The organism is Clostridium tetani (genome assembly GCF_900167265.1).
Classification (GTDB): Bacteria; Bacillota; Clostridia; order Clostridiales; family Clostridiaceae; genus Clostridium_G; species Clostridium_G tetani.
In genome coordinates this window covers 15,648-32,662 of the sequence record NZ_FUWT01000019.1, presented here as the reverse complement: position 1 = coordinate 32,662, position 17,015 = coordinate 15,648, and the positions used below count along the sequence as shown (strand labels likewise).

Sequence of the window (17,015 nt, the reverse complement as noted above, 5' to 3'; positions counted from 1 at the left end):
TATTTATATATTTACTCTTAATATAACATAAATAAATACTTATATCTATTATTTCTAAATACTTTTAATACTATTTTCCCTAGTCAAAAATTAAAGGTTTAAATGTTTATATTTATTTTTTTAAAGGATTATCATCTATACAATCTTGAACATATTGGATATAGATATCTTGTATTCCCTTATTTTCTCCTAATCCATGAAGATATATATTTATTTTAAAACCTTCATTTTCTAATATATTCTTCCAAGAATCTTCATCTTCTCCTGCCATATCATTTGTTGCATGATCTCCTGCTACTATCATAAAAGGCATTAGTGTTACTTCTTTTATATTTTCTTCTTTTAGTTTAGATATAATTACATCTATTTCTGGAAATCCTTCTACATTAGCTACAAAAATATTTTTTAGTCCGCTTTCATTTAACACATATTGAAATTGTGAATAACATGAATTAGAAGAATGTACACTTCCATGTCCCATAAATAACACAGCAGAATCTTCTCTAGTTTCAGGTATTTGTGGTTTTAAAGCTTCTACTACATTGAAATAATCCTCTATTCTATAAAGTAGAGGTCTTCCTAGTGTAAGTTTTTTAAATACTTTTTTATTTCTAAATCTATGAACAGCTACTTTTATTTCATCATATTCATCCCCTGGAATTATATGTAGAGATTGAACTATAACTTCTTCGAACCCATCTTTAGCCATTTTCTCTAAAGCCTCTTCAGGATTATCTATATGTATATTATCTCTCTTTTTTAATTTATTAATTATCATTCCGGAAGTGAATGCTCTTCTAATTTCATAATCCTTATAAGTTTCTCTTATTCTATCTTCTATAGCTTCAATTGTAACCTTTCTTGTTTCCTCATAACTTGTCCCAAAACTTACTACTAAGATACCTTTCTTTGACATAAAAACATCTTTCCTTTCTTTTGACTTTATAATATTTAAGTTCCTTTTTTTATTTCTCCTAAAAGATTTATATTTTGTATATCCTTTAGATTTTCATAGGCTTTTTTTGAAACCGCTGCAATTATAACTGTAGCAGGTCCTGCACTTCTTCTTATATCTACATCAATTTTATCTTTATTTAGATAAAATTCACATCTATTATTTTTAGCTAGTTCTTCAGCTTCAAATAATATACCTTTAGATCCTACTGGAACTATTTCATAAGCTTCTTGATTATTTAATATTGTAGATATATTATTATAACTTGCTATTTCTTCATCATATCCAAATATATCTATTTCCTTTCCCACCTTTGGAATTCCAATAGATATGAGTAAACAATCTTTTGTTATATTGTTTACTTTCATATTATTATTATCTACAATGCCAACTACAGTTACTCCAAGACCTGTAGCCTTAGTAGGAAAATTTTCTTCTGTACTACCATTTAAAGTTACCTCATTTATTTTTGCTTCTTTTAATTCTTCTTTTATTCCTCTTATTATTTCTTTTCCTGTAGGCTCCATTTCATTGCAAACAGCATCCGTTATAGTAACTATTTCTGCTCCTGTACATAAAACCTCCATTAAAGCTACCCTTGCTGTTAGTTTTCCAACAATATATGCTGGTACTTTTAATGCATCTTCAGGTTTACTACCAATACCTCCACAACTATCACAGGCAACTACTAAATTTTTATCCTCTGTTAACTTAATTAATGTAAGATCTCTAACTTTACTTATTCTCATATTTCTTTAAGCTCCTTGGTAAAAATTTATAAATTAATACTGCAACTACTGCATTTATCGCAGCTACTCCTGAAAGTACAGGCACTAATGCAAATATTCCTGCTTTACCCATTATAGGCATCAAAAGAGGTGTTAGTACCAATAAATTAATTGGTCCATTTACAGTTACACCTACTATAATAGCTAAGATCATGGCTAAAACTTTATTTTTCTTTACTAATACCTTATATACTAAAGCAAATATTGCCATAGTAGCTGCCATAATCACCGTTATTACTAAATGAACTGGTAGAGAAAGTGGAAAGCCGCTAGTAAGTGCTGTTAAAAAGTGTCCTACTCCACCAATTATTCCACCATATACTGGTCCTAAAAGAAGTGCTCCTAAAAATCCTGGCATTGCATCAAAGGCTACAGTTCCCATAATTTTTATGTTTGCTCCTATAAAAGATAGAGCTATAAAAAGAGCTGTTATTACCATTTTATTTGTTTTCATAATATTATCCTCTCCTAATTATTAATATTTATTTTAATTTATTAGGAGAGTTATTCCACTGAGTTACCACACATATTATATTGATACTCCTTTTATATGTATTGTAATTTTTTTAAATATTTAATGACCTCTTCTTTGTTATTAAATTTATTTTTATAATCTAAGCTTTTTCTATCTACTACAATTGCACATATATTTTCATCTATAGCAGCTTTTATTTTTTCTTCTGTTCCGCCTTCTTTGCCGCTATCTTTAAGTAATATGGCCTTAGCATCATATTCTCTTATAAAAGCCCTATTTAAATCATAACTAATAGGTCCTTTAACGGCTATAATATTGTGTAGTTCTAGACCTAAATGAAAACATTCTTCTATAACTTTTAAAGATGGAAGAACTCTATGAATTATTCTATTTTCCAAACTTAATCTTATAATCTTTTCTATATTTCTACTACCTGTGGTGTTTAGTATATTTCCTTTTATATCTTTTAATTTTGAGTACAAATCTTCATAATTTTCCACTACTAATACTTTTTCTTTTTCTAAAAATTTTTCAATAACTTTTTCTCTTTCAAATCTAATATATTCTATATCCGTATGATTACAAACTTCCATAGCATTTTTACTTACTTCTAAAGCATAAGGATGAGAAGCATCTATTAAAACTTCTACCTTCTTTTCTTTAAAAAGTTTTATCATATTTTCCCTATCTAATGGAGTTATGTTTAAATATTTATATTTATAATCCTTTAATAAATCTCCACCATAGGATGTAGCTGTGGATACTAATATGTCATCTGTATAATTGTTTAAATTTGAAAGAAGTTCTTTTCCTTCGGATGTTCCGCTAATTAAACCAATCATAAAAAATCCTCCAGATTTTATAAAGAATAACCTCTTGGTGTTATAAGTTTACCTTCTTTTATATAACTTTGGCTGTTACCTATAATTACAATAGAAAACATATCTACAATTTCATCATCAAAATTATCTAAATCTGTTATAGTAACTTCTTCTCCATCCCTTAAAGCATTTTTTACCACTCCAATTGGAGTATTACCTTTTCTATGTTTTTTTATTATATCTATACATTCCCTTAAATAATGAGGTCTTCCCTTACTTCTAGGATTGTATAGGGAAATTACAAAATCTCCTTTAGAGGCAAGTTCTACTCTACTTTTTATTAATTCATAAGGGGTCATTAAATCACTTAAACTTATATTGCAATTATCATGCATTATTGGAGAACCCAACACAGATGCTGCTGAAGATGAAGCTGTTACTCCTGGAATTATTTCTACTTCTTCATCTTTTTTAAGTTCTAGTATTAATCCTGCCATACCATATATTCCTGCATCTCCTGTGCTTATTATGGATACAATTTTATCTTTAGAAAGCTCTAATGCTTTTTTGCATCTTTCTACTTCACCTTTCATACCAGTAGAAACTACTTCTTTATTTTCTATCAAACTTTTTACCATATCTATATATTTTGTATACCCAACAATTATTTCACTTTCTTGTATAGCCTTTACAGCTTTTAAAGTCATATGATCAAGTCCTCCTGGACCAATTCCTATTACATATAATTTTCCCAAAATAATCACCTTCCTATATCTTATTTATCTTATAAAATTCCTATGGATAATGTCATTCCATTTAATTTTAATTTACCACTTATATTTTTGCCACCTTGTAATTTAACGCAGGGTTCCGATACTGATCTAACCCCTATAGTTTTTTCTACAAAGTCACTTCCTTCAAATTCATGATGAACTTTTCCTATTTCATCTATGGTAAATATCTTCATAGGAACTTGAAGTTTATCTGATAAATTAATAATAGCTCCTTCTTCTTTTTTTATTTCTACTGTACCAATAGATTTTACCGCTCTTTTGTCTATATTATGTTCCTTTAATGTAGTAATAACATTATCCTCCATGTATTTTGGTGGATAATCCTTTTTGCAACCTATTCCAAGTACTACATTTTTTCTTATGAGTTTTAATTTTTTTAAATTTGATAATTCAGAGGGTAGTTTATAATCAATTTTGTTAGTTACATAAACCACTCCCATACAATCTTTAAAATCTTTTGTATATCCTTTGGGTATAGGTATTATATTCTCTTCATCTAAGAATACAATTTTCTCTCCTTTTACTAAAAGGGATGCTATTTCCTTTGCATCTTTTAAGCTATCTATTACGAGATTGTTCTCTTTTGCAATCATATCTGGTGCAATAACTCCTAAGTTATCTGTAGCAGTGGTTATAACAGGTATTGCTTTTATTATTTCTGCTATTTTTAAACTTATTTCATTTGCTCCTCCTAGATGGCCACTTAAAAGACTAATAACAAAGTTTCCTGAATTATCTATAACTATCACCGCAGGATCTCTATCTTTAGCTTCTATATAAGATGCTATAGACCTTACAGCTATACCTGTAGAAGTTATAAATACTACACCTTCAAATTCTTGAAAAGCCTTTCTGACTGCATCCTTAAATATAAAATTTCTATTATTATTTTTAGAAAATATAGTTACGTTAGCTCTCAAAAACTTTTTTATAATAGATGCAATTTTATCTCCGTTTTCAGTAATAGTTATAATAGCTATTTTCATATATTATTTTTCTGCCTTTCTAAACATATGTGAAAAGCTTTTATCATATAGAAGACTTTTATCATATTCACAATCTATAAAATCTCCAACTAATATTTGTGCACATTTAGTTATATTAGCTTCTTTTACTTTCCCTGCTATATCGTCTAAAGTACCTATAATAACTCTTTGATCTTCCCAAGTAGCTCTTTCTATTACAGCAATAGGTACATTTTTTCCATAACCTTTTCTTAATTTCTCTACTACTTTCTCTATCATGCTAATGGATAGAAAAATTGCCATAGATGCTCCAACGGATGCTAGTTTTTCTAAATCTTCTCCCTCTGGTACTGGAGTTCTTCCTTCAACTCTTGTAAGTATTAGCGTTTGAGTTACATTGGGTAACGTAAATTCTCTTTTTATAGCTGCTGCTGCTGCAAAACAAGAACTAACTCCTGGAACAACTTCATATTCTATATTAAACTTATCTAGTTCATCCATTTGTTCTTTTATTGCTCCATACATAGATGGATCTCCTGTATGAAGTCTAACTACTGATTTACCTTCATCCTTAGCCTTTTTCATAACTTCTATAACATCTTCTAAAGTCATGGAAGCTGAATTATGTTTTTCTACATCTTCTTTACAAAAATCTAAATGTTCTTTACTTACTAGGGAACCTGCATATATAACTACATCTGCTACAGATAATATATCTCTTCCTTTTACTGTAATTAAATCCACATCTCCAGGTCCTGCACCTATGAAATATACTTTTGAAGCAATTTTACTCATACTATATCTTCCTTTCTTTACTCTCTATTTGCAATTATAAGAGACATATAATCTTTATTTTCTATTATTTCTTCTCTATTTCTAAGTATTTGTTGTCCTTCTCTATAAGCCCTTCTTACACATATATATTTAAAATTTCTTTCTTCTAAAAAGTTTAAAACTTTTTCTTCATTATTATATAGTTTCATTATAACTACATATTTTTCATCTTTTATACTATCTAATCTAGTAGAAGGTAATATTAATAATGGTTCATCTCCTATTACTAATTCCTCTCCTGCTAAGCTTGCAGCAGCACAAAAGGAAGTTATACCTGGCACTGTTTCTGTTTCATATCCCTTTTCATTTATATGTTCTAGAAGATATATATAAGTGCTATATACAAAAGGATCTCCTATAGTTAGAAAAACTACATCCTGGTCCTTTTGTAAATATTCTTCTATAGTTTTAAAAGCATTGTATATTTTTTCTTCCCTATCTGATTTCCCCATTGGAAAATGTTTTACTATTTTTTCTGCATCTTTATTTATGTATTTTTCACAAGCTTGTAGTGCTATACTGTCTCCTCCATTTTTTGAAGATGGAGCAATAACTACCTTTGCATTTTTCAATATATTAACAGCTTTTACTGTTAAAAGTTCTTCACTTCCTGGTCCTACACCTATTCCATATAATTTAGCCATTTGTCTTTTCTCCTTCTATTATAAATATTGGATTATATCCCATTAACATATAAGTTTGCCCTCTAGTCTTACTTATGGACACTTGAGTACACTTTACCTTAAATCCTAGTTCTTTTAAAGTATCCATGGCCTTATATAAATTATTTATAGTTATAAAATTAAGCACTATTTTCCCATTATCTTTTAATTTTTTACTATATTCTTTTATTAACTCTTCTAGGTTTCCGCCACTTCCACCTATAAATATAGAATTAAAGCTTTCCTGTATTGTGTCTTTTATGGATAAAGCTTCACCCTCTACTATTTCTAAATTATTTGCATTAAACTTTTTCTTATTTTCTCTTATAACCCTTAGGGCCTCTTCTTCTTTTTCTATTGCTATAACTTTTCCTAAGGGACATAGTTTACATGCTTGAATACTTACAGAGCCAGTTCCTGCTCCTATATCTAAAACTTTATCTTCTTCTTTTATATCCATTTTAATAGCAGTAAGCATTCTTACTTCTTCCTTTGTCATAGGACAATCTCCTCTTATGAATTCATTGTCCTTTATAAAATGAATATCTTCTTTTGCTATAAAATTATTATTTTCAATAATTACCACAGAAAGTTTTAAGAATTTTTCATCCTTTATTTTCTCTGCTTGTCCTTTCACTATTCTTTCACCTTCATAAGATAGTTCCTCACCCACATACATATATGGATTTAATCCATTTGCAAGCAATGATTTAGCTAGCTTATCTGGACTATTTTTACTATCTGTAAGCCATATAGATATAGGATTTTTCTTTACCACTTTTAAAAATTCATCTTCTCTTCCATGAAGGCTACCTAAATAAGCATTATTCCAACTTTTATTTAATTTTCCCATAAGATATTGAAAGGAACTAATACCCGGTATTATCTCTATATCTTTTTTATATTCTCTTTTTATATATTCTGTAATACCAAAAAACAGAGGATCTCCTGATGCCACTACCGCTATGTTTTTATTTAAATTTTCATTTAATACTTCTACTACCTCTTTTATTTTACCCACTTTTATTTTCTTGGTTGGTAAAAAATCTATACTTTCCATAGCTCTGCCAAAGCCTACTATTATATCTACTTTTTCTAATATCTCTATAGCTTTAGGCATTATATAATCTTTATGACCTGGTCCTATTCCAACTATATAAACCATTTCTTCACCTCCTAAATTATTCATTGTTCACTGTTAGTTATTCACTAAATAAAATTTTTTCCATGGAGAACATTAAAATCTTTGGAGAGATTTCTCCATAACTATATATTTCTATTCTTTTAGCTATTTTTTCAGCTATTCTCTTATAAAGCTCGTCATAGCCTTCTCCTAAGAATTTTACTGCTCCTTCAGTGGTTTTTTGGTTATAAACATCTTTCACTAAATCTATGTCATATCCCATTAAAGCTAACTCCAATGCTAATACTTCTAATCTAACATCTGCTACTCTGCTATGGGTATTAAAACATCCTGCTGCTATTTTACACATTTTTCCTATATGACCTACAAGGGTTATATCTTTTACACCATTTCCTCTACAACAATCCAGTGCAAATCCTACGTAGTTAGATATTGATACCATCTTGCTTTGATCTAATCCCATTTCCATTCCTTTTCTCTCGCCTATATTTCCAAAAACTAATATTAAATCCTTATGTCCATTAGCTATCTTTTGTCTTATTTCTAATTCTACAGATTGTTTTAACGACTCTTCAGACATAGGCATTACAATTCCTGAAGTTCCTAGAATAGATATTCCTCCTATTATATTCAATCTAGGATTAAAGGTTTTTTTAGCTACTTTCTTTCCTTCTGGAGCGAAAATTGTTATCTCCACTCCCCTATCTTTAGGTAATACAGATTTCACTTCGCTTTCTATCATAGTTCTAGGAACAGGATTTATAGCAGGCTCTCCTTTAGCCACATATAATCCTTCTCCCATTACTACTCCTACACCTTTTCCACCTTTTAGAGTATATCCATCATCTTTTTTCTCCGCTCTTGCCCATATTTCCATGCCATGAGTTGCATCTGGGTCATCTCCCCCATCTTTTATAATGCAACATTCCACATAATTTTCTCCAATATTTATTTTTTCTATATCCAAATGGAGTCTTACTCCTTTTGGAGTATCTATATCTATAGTTTTTAATTTTTCTTTATTATAAAGCATAATAGTTGCAGCCTTTGCTGCTGCTGTAGCACAAGATCCTGTTGTATATCCACATCTTAATTTTTTACCATCAACCATTACGTACATATCTAACATAAATTCCACCTACTTAATCTCTGTCTACTATCATATACATAAGAGCATTTACAATAGCTGCTGCTACATTACTTCCTCCTTTTCTGCCTCTTACTGTAATTATTGGTAGATCTAATGATTTTTCTAATTCTTCTTTTGATTCTGCTGCCCCAACAAATCCTACTGGAGAGCCTATTATAAATTTAGGATTAGCTTTCCCCTCTTTAGTTAATTCTATAAGTTTAAATAATGCTGTAGGTGCATTTCCAAAAACGAAAAACTCTACACCATCTTCTACTGCCTTTTCAACTCCTGCCATAGAACGAGTTATTCCTCTTTCCTTAGCAATTTGGGCTACTTCTTCATTGGAAACAAAACACTCTACTGTACAGTTTAATTTTTTTAAAGCTGCTTTGTTAATTCCTGATTTAGCCATATTAGTATCAGTATAAATAGTTACTCCCTTTTTCAGTATCTTTAAAGCTTCTTCTATTGCATCTTCTCTTATATAAACTATATTTTCATAATCAAAGTCCCCTGTCGTATGTATGGTTCTTTTAACTATTTTTAATTCTTCTTTTGTAAAATCTTTTCTTTTCATTTCGCTTCCTATTATTTCAAAACTTTTTTCTTCTATTGCCATAGGTTTTTTTATATATTCAATCACTTTAATCCCTTCTTTCATAACCATTTTTATTTTTCTAATAAAGCTTTTAAAAATTCTATATTTCCTAGGAAATTTACATGGGCATAGGCTGCTATGGTATTACCCTTTATATATCCGCAATTCCAATGTTTTGTGTCACCATTATACATAGTTTTATTTATTTTAAATATTTTATCTTCATCTAATTCCACAGTGGATTTATGAAATTCATGACAATTTATTTTAAGACCTTTAGGAAGTATTTCATTTTCCTTATAAACTTCTAACTGAGCATATCCAAAGTTTTGAAGTCTTTTTGTCATTTTGGAAAATCCTTCAAAATATCCTACGGCATTTCCTTTTAAATCTTCATTTTCTATAGCTTCTGTAAGGTACATAAGACCTCCACATTCTGCATAACATTTAAGTCCTTTATCTAATTCTTCTTTTATACTTTTTAACATAGATTCATTTTTAGAAAGCTCTTCTATAAATACTTCTGGATATCCTCCACCTATATAAAGAAAATCTATATCTTTAGGCAGTTCTTTATCCATCAATGGACTAAAATAAGTAATTTCTCCTAACTCCTCTAAAAGCTCTATATTATCTCTATAATAAAATGAGAAAGCCTTATCATAAGCTACTGCTATTTTTAAATTTTTATTTTCCAAGTGAAAGTTATCTTCATATTCAGGAGTTTTTTTAAATATTTTAAAAAGTTCCTCTAAATCTATATTTTTTAATATATGTTCACTACATATATCTATTTTTTCTTCTAAGTCTTCTATTTCACTACTTTGTATAAGTCCTAAATGTCTACTTCCTATTTTTAATCTTTCGTCTTTTGGAATATATCCTAAAACCTTAGCATTGCAGTTATATTCTATAGCAGCTTTTAAAAGATTATAATAACTTTCTGATATATTGTTTAAGATTATTCCACCTATTTCAACTTTATCAAAATTTATAAGTCCATTTATTTCTGCACATAAAGTTGCACTTTGAGCTTTAGGCGATAATACTAAAACCACAGGCAACCCTAGTGTTTTTGCTACATGAGCTGTAGAATATTTAGAATCTATGCCTTTTCCATCATATAGGCCCATAACTCCTTCTACAACACCTAAATTTCCTTTCCCTCTGGAATAAGAAGCTTTTACTCCTTCTTCTCCCGTAAGGTATATATCTAAATTTCTAGAAGGTTTTCCAGTTATTTGGCTATGAAAAGCTGGATCTATATAGTCTGGTCCAACCTTATATCCTTGAACATCAAACCCTTTTTTCATTAAAGCTTTCATAATTCCAACAGCAATGGTGGTTTTACCTCCACCACTACTATTAGATGATATAACTATACTTTTCATAATCTACACCTATTAAAACTTTCTCATAGCTTCTAGGAATCTTTCAACTTCATATATATCATGTTTAACTCCTATAAACATAGCTTCAAATTGTGATGGAGCTATATATATTCCGCTTTTTATCATGTGTTCAAAAAATCTTCCATAAAGCTCTGTATCAGAAGACTTGGCATCTTCATAATCTGCTACTTTATCTCTTTTGCTAAAGAAAGGTGTTAACATAGCACCACATCTATTTACCACTACAGGAAGTCCCTTTTCCTTTGCAACTATTTCTATACCCTTTTGAAGTTCTGCACCTATTTTCTCCATATGCTCATAGTAGGAAGGATTATTATAAAGCTTCCTTAAAGTAGTATATCCTGCTGCCATAACTACTGGATTTCCTGACATAGTTCCCGCTTGATATACAGGTCCTATTGGTGAAAGCTTTTCCATAATATCTCTTCTTCCACCATAGGCACCGCTTGGTAGTCCACCACCCATTATCTTTGCATAAGTTGTTAAATCTGGTTTAACTCCATATCTACTTTGTGCCCCTTTATAGGCCACTCTAAATCCAGTCATAACTTCATCGAATATTAAAAGTGCTCCATATTTTGTACAAATTTCTCTAAGTCTTTGTAAAAATTCTGTTTTAGCTGGAATTGTTCCCATATTTCCAGCAATAGGCTCTATTATTATTGCTGCTATTTCTTCTGGATATTTTTCAAAAAGTGCCTCTACAGTATCTATGTGATTGTACTCAGCTATTAATGTATTTTCTATACTGCCTTTTGGCACCCCTGGTGACCCTGGTATTCTTTCTGTTAATACCCCTGACCCCGCTTCAACTAAAAATCCATCAAAGTGCCCATGATAACATCCAGCAAATTTTATTATTCTATCCCTTCTAGTATATCCTCTTGCTAGTTTTATAGCACTCATAGTAGCCTCTGTGCCGGAGTTTACCATTCTAACCATATCTATATTATCTAAGGTTTCAACCATGTGCTTTGCTAGTTTAAGTTCTAATTCAGTTGGTGCACCAAAACTTATAGCATCTTCTACAGTATTTTGTATAGCCTCTACTACTTCAGGATCATTATGTCCTAATATCATAGGTCCCCAGGAAGCTACAAAATCTATGTACTCTTTTCCTTCCTCATCAACTATTCTAGAACCTAAGCCTTTTTTTATTATTGGTGGATTTATAGATGCATTGCTAAAAGCTCTTACAGGACTATTAACTCCACCTGGCATATATTTTTCAGATTCCTTAAATATTTCTAAATTATTCACATTTATCCTCTCCTAACCATTTTGATGCTTGTAGAGCATAATAAGTTATTATCATATCTGCTCCCGCTCTTTTTATAGAAAGAAGCATTTCTAAAGCTACTCTTTTTTCATCTATCCATCCCATTTTCGCTGCTGCTTTAACCATTGCATATTCTCCACTTACATTATAAGCAGCTATTGGTACATTAGTTTTATCCCTTGCCCATCTTATAACATCTAAATAAGGAAGAGCTGGTTTAACCATTATAATGTCCGCTCCTTCTTCTAGGTCATTTTCAACCTCTATCATGGCTTCTCTTACGTTAGCAGGATCCATTTGATAGGTTTTTCTATCTCCAAATTGTGGTGCTGAATCTGCTGCTTCCCTAAATGGCCCATAAAAAGCTGAGCAATATTTTGCACTATAACTCATTATTGGTATGTCCTTATATCCACTTTTATCCAATACATCCCTCATAAATGCAATTCTTCCATCCATCATATCAGAAGGAGCTACCATATCTGCCCCTGCCTTTACATGTGATAGAGCAATCCTGCCTAAGTATTCTAATGTTTCATCATTATCTACATCATTTCCATGAATTATTCCACAATGTCCATGGCTTGTATACTCACACATACATACATCTGTAATTACATAAAGTTCTGGGGATAGTTCTTTTATTTTTCTTATAGCTTTTTGAATAATACCATCATCACTAAAACCTTCACTACCTATTTCATCTTTTTCATTTGGTATTCCAAATAGTATTACTCCTTTTATTTTAGCTTTTATTACCTCTTCAATAACTTCATTTAATCTATCTATAGAATAGTGATAATTACCTGGTAGAGAACTTATTTCATTTTTTATATTATTTCCTTCTGTTACAAATATAGGATATATAAAGTCATTTGTAGTTAATATAGTTTCCCTTACCATACTTCTTATAGCTTCATTTTTTCTAAGTCTTCTTTGTCTTCTAAAATTCATAATTTTCACATCCTCTTTATAAAGTTAAAAGTTTTTCTATCATTCCATCTGTAGTATATTCATCACAGATAATATAATCTATACCATTTTTATCTAGTTCCTTGGCTGTTATAGGTCCTATGGATATTGAAGTCTTTTTCTTAAGTTTTTCTAAACCTATCATATCTATCATGTTTCTAACTATACTTGGACTAGTATATAAAACTATATCTACATCATCAAATATTTCTAAATTAGGAACTTCTCCTTTAACCACTTCATAACTATAGACTTCTTCTACATGGCACCCTTTATCTTTTAGGGCTTCTACTAAATACTGTCTAGCTTGTTTAGAATGAGGTACAAATATTTTATCATCCTTATTTAAATAAGGTTTTAATTCATTAAATAAATCTTCCGCTACAAACTCTTTAGCAATTATATCCGCTTTTATACCTCTTTTTAATAATGCTTTTTCTGTTGCAGGCCCTATTACTGCAAATCTTCCTTTTATATTTCTTATATCATATTCTTTTTTTACTAGATAATCGAAAAGTATATTTACCGCATTTACACTTGTTAAAACTATAAATTTATAATCTTTTAATCTTTCTACATATTTTTCTAACTCATCGTCTCTACTTTTTATTTTGATAGCATTTATCTCTGTAACCTGTGCTCCTAAATCTGATAACTTTTCTCTTAATTCTTTTGCCTGAACTCTTGAACGAGTTACACATATATTTTTGCCAAAAAGTCTTTTCTTTTCATACCAATTAAATTTATCATTAAATTGTACTACATCTCCAATTAGTATTATACAAGGAGAAGTTACACCTTGTTTCTCTGCTTTTTCTGAAATATCTTTTAAAGTACCCACTACCTTTTTTTGATTAGAAGTAGTTCCTCTCATTATAATTGCACAAGGAGTATTTTCATTCATTCCATTTTCCATTAATCTATTGCGAATTATATCTAAATTTCTATAACCCATTAAAAATATTAAAGTTCCCCCTACATTTGCAACAGCTTTCCAATCTATATCAAGTTTTTCTGCTGTCATTCCTGTAAATACATGAAAACCTTGAGCAATAGCTCTATGAGTTACTGGAATTCCAGCATAGCTTGGAACGGATATTGCTGAAGTTATTCCTGGTATTACTTCAAACTCTATATTATCTTCTAAAAGTCTTAATATTTCTTCTCCTCCACGTCCAAATATAAAAGGATCTCCACCTTTTACTCTTCCAACTACGTGACCTTTTTTAGCTAGCTTTGCAAGCATTTCATTTATCTCATCTTGAGTTTTATAATGACAACCTGGTTCCTTACCACAGTAATAAATCTCACAATCCTCATTTAAATATTTTAAGAATCCTGGCCCTGCTAATCTGTCATACATAACAGCAGTGCACTTTTGCAACATTCTAGTGGCTTTTAATGTTATAAGTTCTTCATCTCCTGGTCCTGCCCCTATTAGATATACCTTACCCATACTTTTACCTCCTTAAGCCTTCATTATTCTATCTGCTAATGTTTTTCCTAGTTGTTTATAATTTTCTTTCTTACCTTCAATATCTTTCTTTACAATTTTTCCATTAACTTCAAATATTCCTGTCATATACATTAAATCATTCTCAACTATAGCATGAGCTCCTATAGTTGAATGACAGTCTCCCTTTAAAGCTTCCATAAAACTTCTTTCGCCCTCTACACATATTCTAGTTTCTTCATGATCTATACCTTTTATATAATCAATAACATCCTCGTATTTTTTTATTTCTATTCCTAAAGCTCCTTGTCCTATAGCTGGTACCATTTCCTCTGGACTAAAATAATCTGTAATAACTTCTTCCATATTTAGTCTCTTTAGTCCAGCTACCGCTAAAATAGTGCCTGCTAAATTCATTTCCTCTATTTTTCTTAATCTAGTCTGAACATTACCCCTTATAGGTACAACTTCCACGTCAGGTCTTAGAATTTTAATCTGACTTGATCTTCTTCTGCTACTTGTTCCTATTTTAGAACCTGATGGTAGCTCCATAAATTTTGTACCATCTCTTGATACAAATGCATCTCTTACATCTTCTCTTCTAGGAATTGCTCCTATATAAAACATAGAAGGTACTTCATAGGGAACATCCTTCATGCTATGTACTGCCATATGAGCTTTTCCATCTAATAAGGCCTTCTCTATTTCTTTTATAAATAGTCCCTTCCCTCCTATTTTATCTAGGGTTCTATCTAATATTTTATCCCCTAGAGTTTGAATTAAAAGTTTTTCACATTTTACCTCATTATCTTCCTCTATTTTCTTTATTACTAAATCTGTTTGAGTTTGTGCTAAAATACTCCTTCTTGTGGCTACTATTAACTTCAAAATAATTACCTCCAAAAAACATTTCTAATATAATTTTGTGCTTATTTTTATTGTAAAAAAAGTAAAAATCCTCTGTGGCTACAAAATCCATTATAGTAGCCTTATCTTCAGATTTATTTATGATATTTCTTAATTTATAACTATATTCTATAAAGGAATCTTTTTTTATTAAATTATCCTTTATTTCCTCTGCTAAATATATAGCAGTCTTTGGGCTTCCACCTTTAGTATTTATACCAAAAGTTGCTGTTTTACTACTTCTTTGACAAGGTACTACAAAAAGTCCTCTTTCAAAATGTGAACAATCCAAATATAGTTTGCATTGTTCATCACAATGCTTCCTTATAATTTCATTAGTGGTCTCATCTTCAACTGCAATTATTATTAGATGATTTTCTGATATATAATCCTTTTTATATTCATCTTTTATTAATTGCACATTGGAAAGCTTTTTTAATTCCTCAAATTCTTTTGAGAAATTTTTGCTTATTACTTTTACCCTACATCCATTATTACTAAGAGTCTTAGCTTTTATAAAACCTGCTCTTCCTCCACCTACTATTAATACTTTTATTTTATTAGATAGTAAGGATATAAAAGAATATTCTATTGGGCGGAGTAAAATATCTTTTCTATTATTCTCAAGCACTCCTCTCCTCTTCCCTTCAACTGTTCTTCTTTTAATACTTCAATAGCCTTATTTATATACGCATTAGATGTACTTTTGAGCATAATTTCTGCTAAAGCGTCTACATCTTTCGTATACTTTTTATTTTTAAAGGTGGTTAATCTTTTTTTATAAACTTCATCACCTTTTTTCTTTAAATTAACTATATGAGGAGATATTTCTGAAGTTTTTCTCCACTTCTCAAATTCTCTTTCATATTTTTCTATTACAAATAAATTGTTATTCATGATGTCCTCTCTTTTGCTACAATTTTCGTCATTTATACAGCTTATATTATCTATATCATATAATTTTACATTTTTCATATATCTAACTTCCTCGTCTACATCCCTTGGTACTGCTAAATCATATACCACTATATTTTTATGTTTTGGAAGTTCAAAGGCATCTACTACTACGTGGGGCGCTGAAGTACAACTTATTATACAATCTACATCTTTATAATATTTTCCTCTTTCATTAAAATTTATTATAGTCATTCTATCATCCCTTAAATCTACAACAGAAGGGTTTCTCACTACTATGTACAATTTATCAAATTCACCTGACAATATGTATTTAACAGCTAGGCTTCCAACTGCCCCATATCCTAGTACCATGAAGTTTTTTCCTCCATGTTTTCTTCCTTCATTTACTGCTATTGAAGCAGAGGATACAGGTATTTTATATAATTGAGATTTATTTCTAAATTCTTTGCCACAGGTTATGGCCATTTGAAATAATTTATTTAAATCCCTGTTTACACTCTTACTACTTAGTGCTATTTCATAAGCCTGTTTAATTTGACTTAATATTTGATCCTCTCCCAATATTAAGGAATCAAATCCACAAATAACCCTCATAAGATGATTTATAGCTTCATCGTCTTTATAGTGAAAAGTGTATTTTTTATAGTTTTCATCCCAATTTAAGCATTTAAATATGTGTGAAATTATATTTTCATTATGTTTTTTATAGCTATAATATACTTCTGTTCTATTACAAGTACTCAAAATTACAACTTCATCACACTTTTCTTTCAATTTCATCAGTGAACTTTCATATCTTTTAGGAATTATTGAAAGTTTTTCTCTTATATCTAATTTTACTTCAGTTTTTACTCCTAAAACGCCTATCATAAAATTATCATCTCCATAAAATTACTCTATATTAAAT

At 30.0% G+C, this 17,015-nt stretch carries 18 protein-coding genes and 1 pseudogene; all 19 read right to left on the bottom strand.

The window, feature by feature from the left end; all coding sequences use genetic code 11:
* Positions 1–112: 112 nt before the first annotated feature.
* Positions 113–916, bottom strand: coding sequence for a sirohydrochlorin cobaltochelatase (locus tag B5D21_RS12265; RefSeq protein WP_011099010.1), 804 nt, complete (start codon positions 914–916; stop codon positions 113–115).
* Positions 917–951: 35 nt separating this feature from the next.
* Positions 952–1,704: an AIR synthase related protein gene (locus B5D21_RS12260; RefSeq protein ID WP_011099009.1), complete on the bottom strand. Its 753-nt coding sequence runs from the start codon at positions 1,702–1,704 to the stop codon at positions 952–954.
* A complete protein-coding gene (locus tag B5D21_RS12255) occupies positions 1,691–2,197 on the bottom strand; it encodes an ECF transporter S component (RefSeq protein WP_011099008.1) in 507 nt (168 codons plus the stop codon). Before B5D21_RS12255 ends, B5D21_RS12260 begins: the two co-directional genes overlap by 14 nt.
* Positions 2,198–2,289: 92 nt before the next feature.
* Positions 2,290–3,060 carry a cobalt-precorrin-6A reductase gene (locus tag B5D21_RS12250; protein WP_011099007.1) on the bottom strand — a complete coding sequence of 257 codons (771 nt, stop codon included), beginning with the start codon at positions 3,058–3,060 and terminating at the stop codon, positions 2,290–2,292.
* 17 nt (positions 3,061–3,077) lie between these two features.
* On the bottom strand, positions 3,078–3,794 hold the full coding sequence (gene cobJ / locus B5D21_RS12245; protein WP_035110290.1) for a precorrin-3B C(17)-methyltransferase: 717 nt from the start codon (positions 3,792–3,794) through the stop codon (positions 3,078–3,080).
* A 29-nt stretch (positions 3,795–3,823) separates the two neighbouring features.
* Positions 3,824–4,819, bottom strand: coding sequence for a cobalt-precorrin 5A hydrolase (cbiG, locus tag B5D21_RS12240; protein ID WP_011099005.1), 996 nt, complete (start codon positions 4,817–4,819; stop codon positions 3,824–3,826).
* Between the two features lie 3 nt (positions 4,820–4,822).
* On the bottom strand, positions 4,823–5,584 hold the full coding sequence (cobM, locus tag B5D21_RS12235; RefSeq protein WP_128993746.1) for a precorrin-4 C(11)-methyltransferase: 762 nt from the start codon (positions 5,582–5,584) through the stop codon (positions 4,823–4,825).
* A 26-nt stretch (positions 5,585–5,610) separates the two neighbouring features.
* Positions 5,611–6,276 carry a cobalt-factor II C(20)-methyltransferase gene (locus tag B5D21_RS12230; RefSeq protein WP_011099003.1) on the bottom strand — a complete coding sequence of 222 codons (666 nt, stop codon included), beginning with the start codon at positions 6,274–6,276 and terminating at the stop codon, positions 5,611–5,613.
* Positions 6,269–6,838, bottom strand: coding sequence for a precorrin-6Y C5,15-methyltransferase (decarboxylating) subunit CbiT (gene cbiT, locus B5D21_RS12225; RefSeq protein ID WP_035110558.1), 570 nt, complete (start codon positions 6,836–6,838; stop codon positions 6,269–6,271). Before cbiT ends, B5D21_RS12230 begins: the two co-directional genes overlap by 8 nt.
* Positions 6,839–6,886: 48 nt before the next feature.
* Positions 6,887–7,459: pseudogene (cbiE, locus tag B5D21_RS12220) on the bottom strand (precorrin-6y C5,15-methyltransferase (decarboxylating) subunit CbiE); the annotation flags it as partial.
* Positions 7,460–7,496: 37 nt separating this feature from the next.
* On the bottom strand, positions 7,497–8,567 hold the full coding sequence (gene cbiD, locus B5D21_RS12215; protein WP_035110292.1) for a cobalt-precorrin-5B (C(1))-methyltransferase CbiD: 1,071 nt from the start codon (positions 8,565–8,567) through the stop codon (positions 7,497–7,499).
* 13 nt (positions 8,568–8,580) lie between these two features.
* Positions 8,581–9,213 (bottom strand): precorrin-8X methylmutase, encoded by a 633-nt coding sequence (locus B5D21_RS12210; RefSeq protein WP_115604404.1) that lies wholly within the window; start codon positions 9,211–9,213, stop codon positions 8,581–8,583.
* A 26-nt stretch (positions 9,214–9,239) separates the two neighbouring features.
* Positions 9,240–10,559, bottom strand: coding sequence for a cobyrinic acid a,c-diamide synthase CobB (locus B5D21_RS12205; RefSeq protein WP_011098999.1), 1,320 nt, complete (start codon positions 10,557–10,559; stop codon positions 9,240–9,242).
* A gap of 12 nt (positions 10,560–10,571) precedes the next feature.
* Positions 10,572–11,840, bottom strand: coding sequence for a glutamate-1-semialdehyde 2,1-aminomutase (gene hemL / locus B5D21_RS12200; protein ID WP_011098998.1), 1,269 nt, complete (start codon positions 11,838–11,840; stop codon positions 10,572–10,574).
* Entirely contained in the window at positions 11,833–12,813 is a 981-nt protein-coding gene (gene hemB / locus B5D21_RS12195) for a porphobilinogen synthase (RefSeq protein ID WP_035110296.1), read from the bottom strand. The genes hemL and hemB overlap by 8 nt, the downstream gene beginning before the upstream one ends.
* 16 nt (positions 12,814–12,829) lie before the next feature.
* The gene (gene cobA, locus B5D21_RS12190) at positions 12,830–14,287 is read right to left on the bottom strand and encodes a uroporphyrinogen-III C-methyltransferase (protein WP_011098996.1); all 1,458 of its coding nucleotides are present in this window, start codon (positions 14,285–14,287) and stop codon (positions 12,830–12,832) included.
* 12 nt (positions 14,288–14,299) lie between these two features.
* On the bottom strand, positions 14,300–15,172 hold the full coding sequence (gene hemC / locus B5D21_RS12185; RefSeq protein ID WP_011098995.1) for a hydroxymethylbilane synthase: 873 nt from the start codon (positions 15,170–15,172) through the stop codon (positions 14,300–14,302).
* Positions 15,090–15,821: an NAD(P)-dependent oxidoreductase gene (locus tag B5D21_RS12180; RefSeq protein ID WP_011098994.1), complete on the bottom strand. Its 732-nt coding sequence runs from the start codon at positions 15,819–15,821 to the stop codon at positions 15,090–15,092. Before B5D21_RS12180 ends, hemC begins: the two co-directional genes overlap by 83 nt.
* Entirely contained in the window at positions 15,779–16,978 is a 1,200-nt protein-coding gene (hemA, locus tag B5D21_RS12175; RefSeq protein WP_011098993.1) for a glutamyl-tRNA reductase, read from the bottom strand. The genes B5D21_RS12180 and hemA overlap by 43 nt, the downstream gene beginning before the upstream one ends.
* Between the last annotated feature and the right edge of the window lie 37 nt (positions 16,979–17,015).

Excerpts from the sequence above, each read along its gene's own strand:
- cobA (WP_011098996.1), bottom strand. The coding sequence starts at position 14,287 with ATGGGTAAGGTATATCTAATAGGGGCAGGACCAGGAGATGAAGAACTT.
- cbiG (WP_011099005.1), bottom strand. The coding sequence starts at position 4,819 with ATGAAAATAGCTATTATAACTATTACTGAAAACGGAGATAAAATTGCA.
- B5D21_RS12230 (WP_011099003.1), bottom strand. The coding sequence starts at position 6,276 with ATGGCTAAATTATATGGAATAGGTGTAGGACCAGGAAGTGAAGAACTT.
- B5D21_RS12205 (WP_011098999.1), bottom strand. The coding sequence starts at position 10,559 with ATGAAAAGTATAGTTATATCATCTAATAGTAGTGGTGGAGGTAAAACC.
- cbiD (WP_035110292.1), bottom strand. The coding sequence starts at position 8,567 with ATGTTAGATATGTACGTAATGGTTGATGGTAAAAAATTAAGATGTGGA.
- hemA (WP_011098993.1), bottom strand. The coding sequence starts at position 16,978 with ATGATAGGCGTTTTAGGAGTAAAAACTGAAGTAAAATTAGATATAAGA.
- B5D21_RS12265 (WP_011099010.1), bottom strand. The coding sequence starts at position 916 with ATGTCAAAGAAAGGTATCTTAGTAGTAAGTTTTGGGACAAGTTATGAG.
- B5D21_RS12255 (WP_011099008.1), bottom strand. The coding sequence starts at position 2,197 with ATGAAAACAAATAAAATGGTAATAACAGCTCTTTTTATAGCTCTATCT.
- B5D21_RS12260 (WP_011099009.1), bottom strand. The coding sequence starts at position 1,704 with ATGAGAATAAGTAAAGTTAGAGATCTTACATTAATTAAGTTAACAGAG.
- B5D21_RS12250 (WP_011099007.1), bottom strand. The coding sequence starts at position 3,060 with ATGATTGGTTTAATTAGCGGAACATCCGAAGGAAAAGAACTTCTTTCA.
- hemB (WP_035110296.1), bottom strand. The coding sequence starts at position 12,813 with ATGAATTTTAGAAGACAAAGAAGACTTAGAAAAAATGAAGCTATAAGA.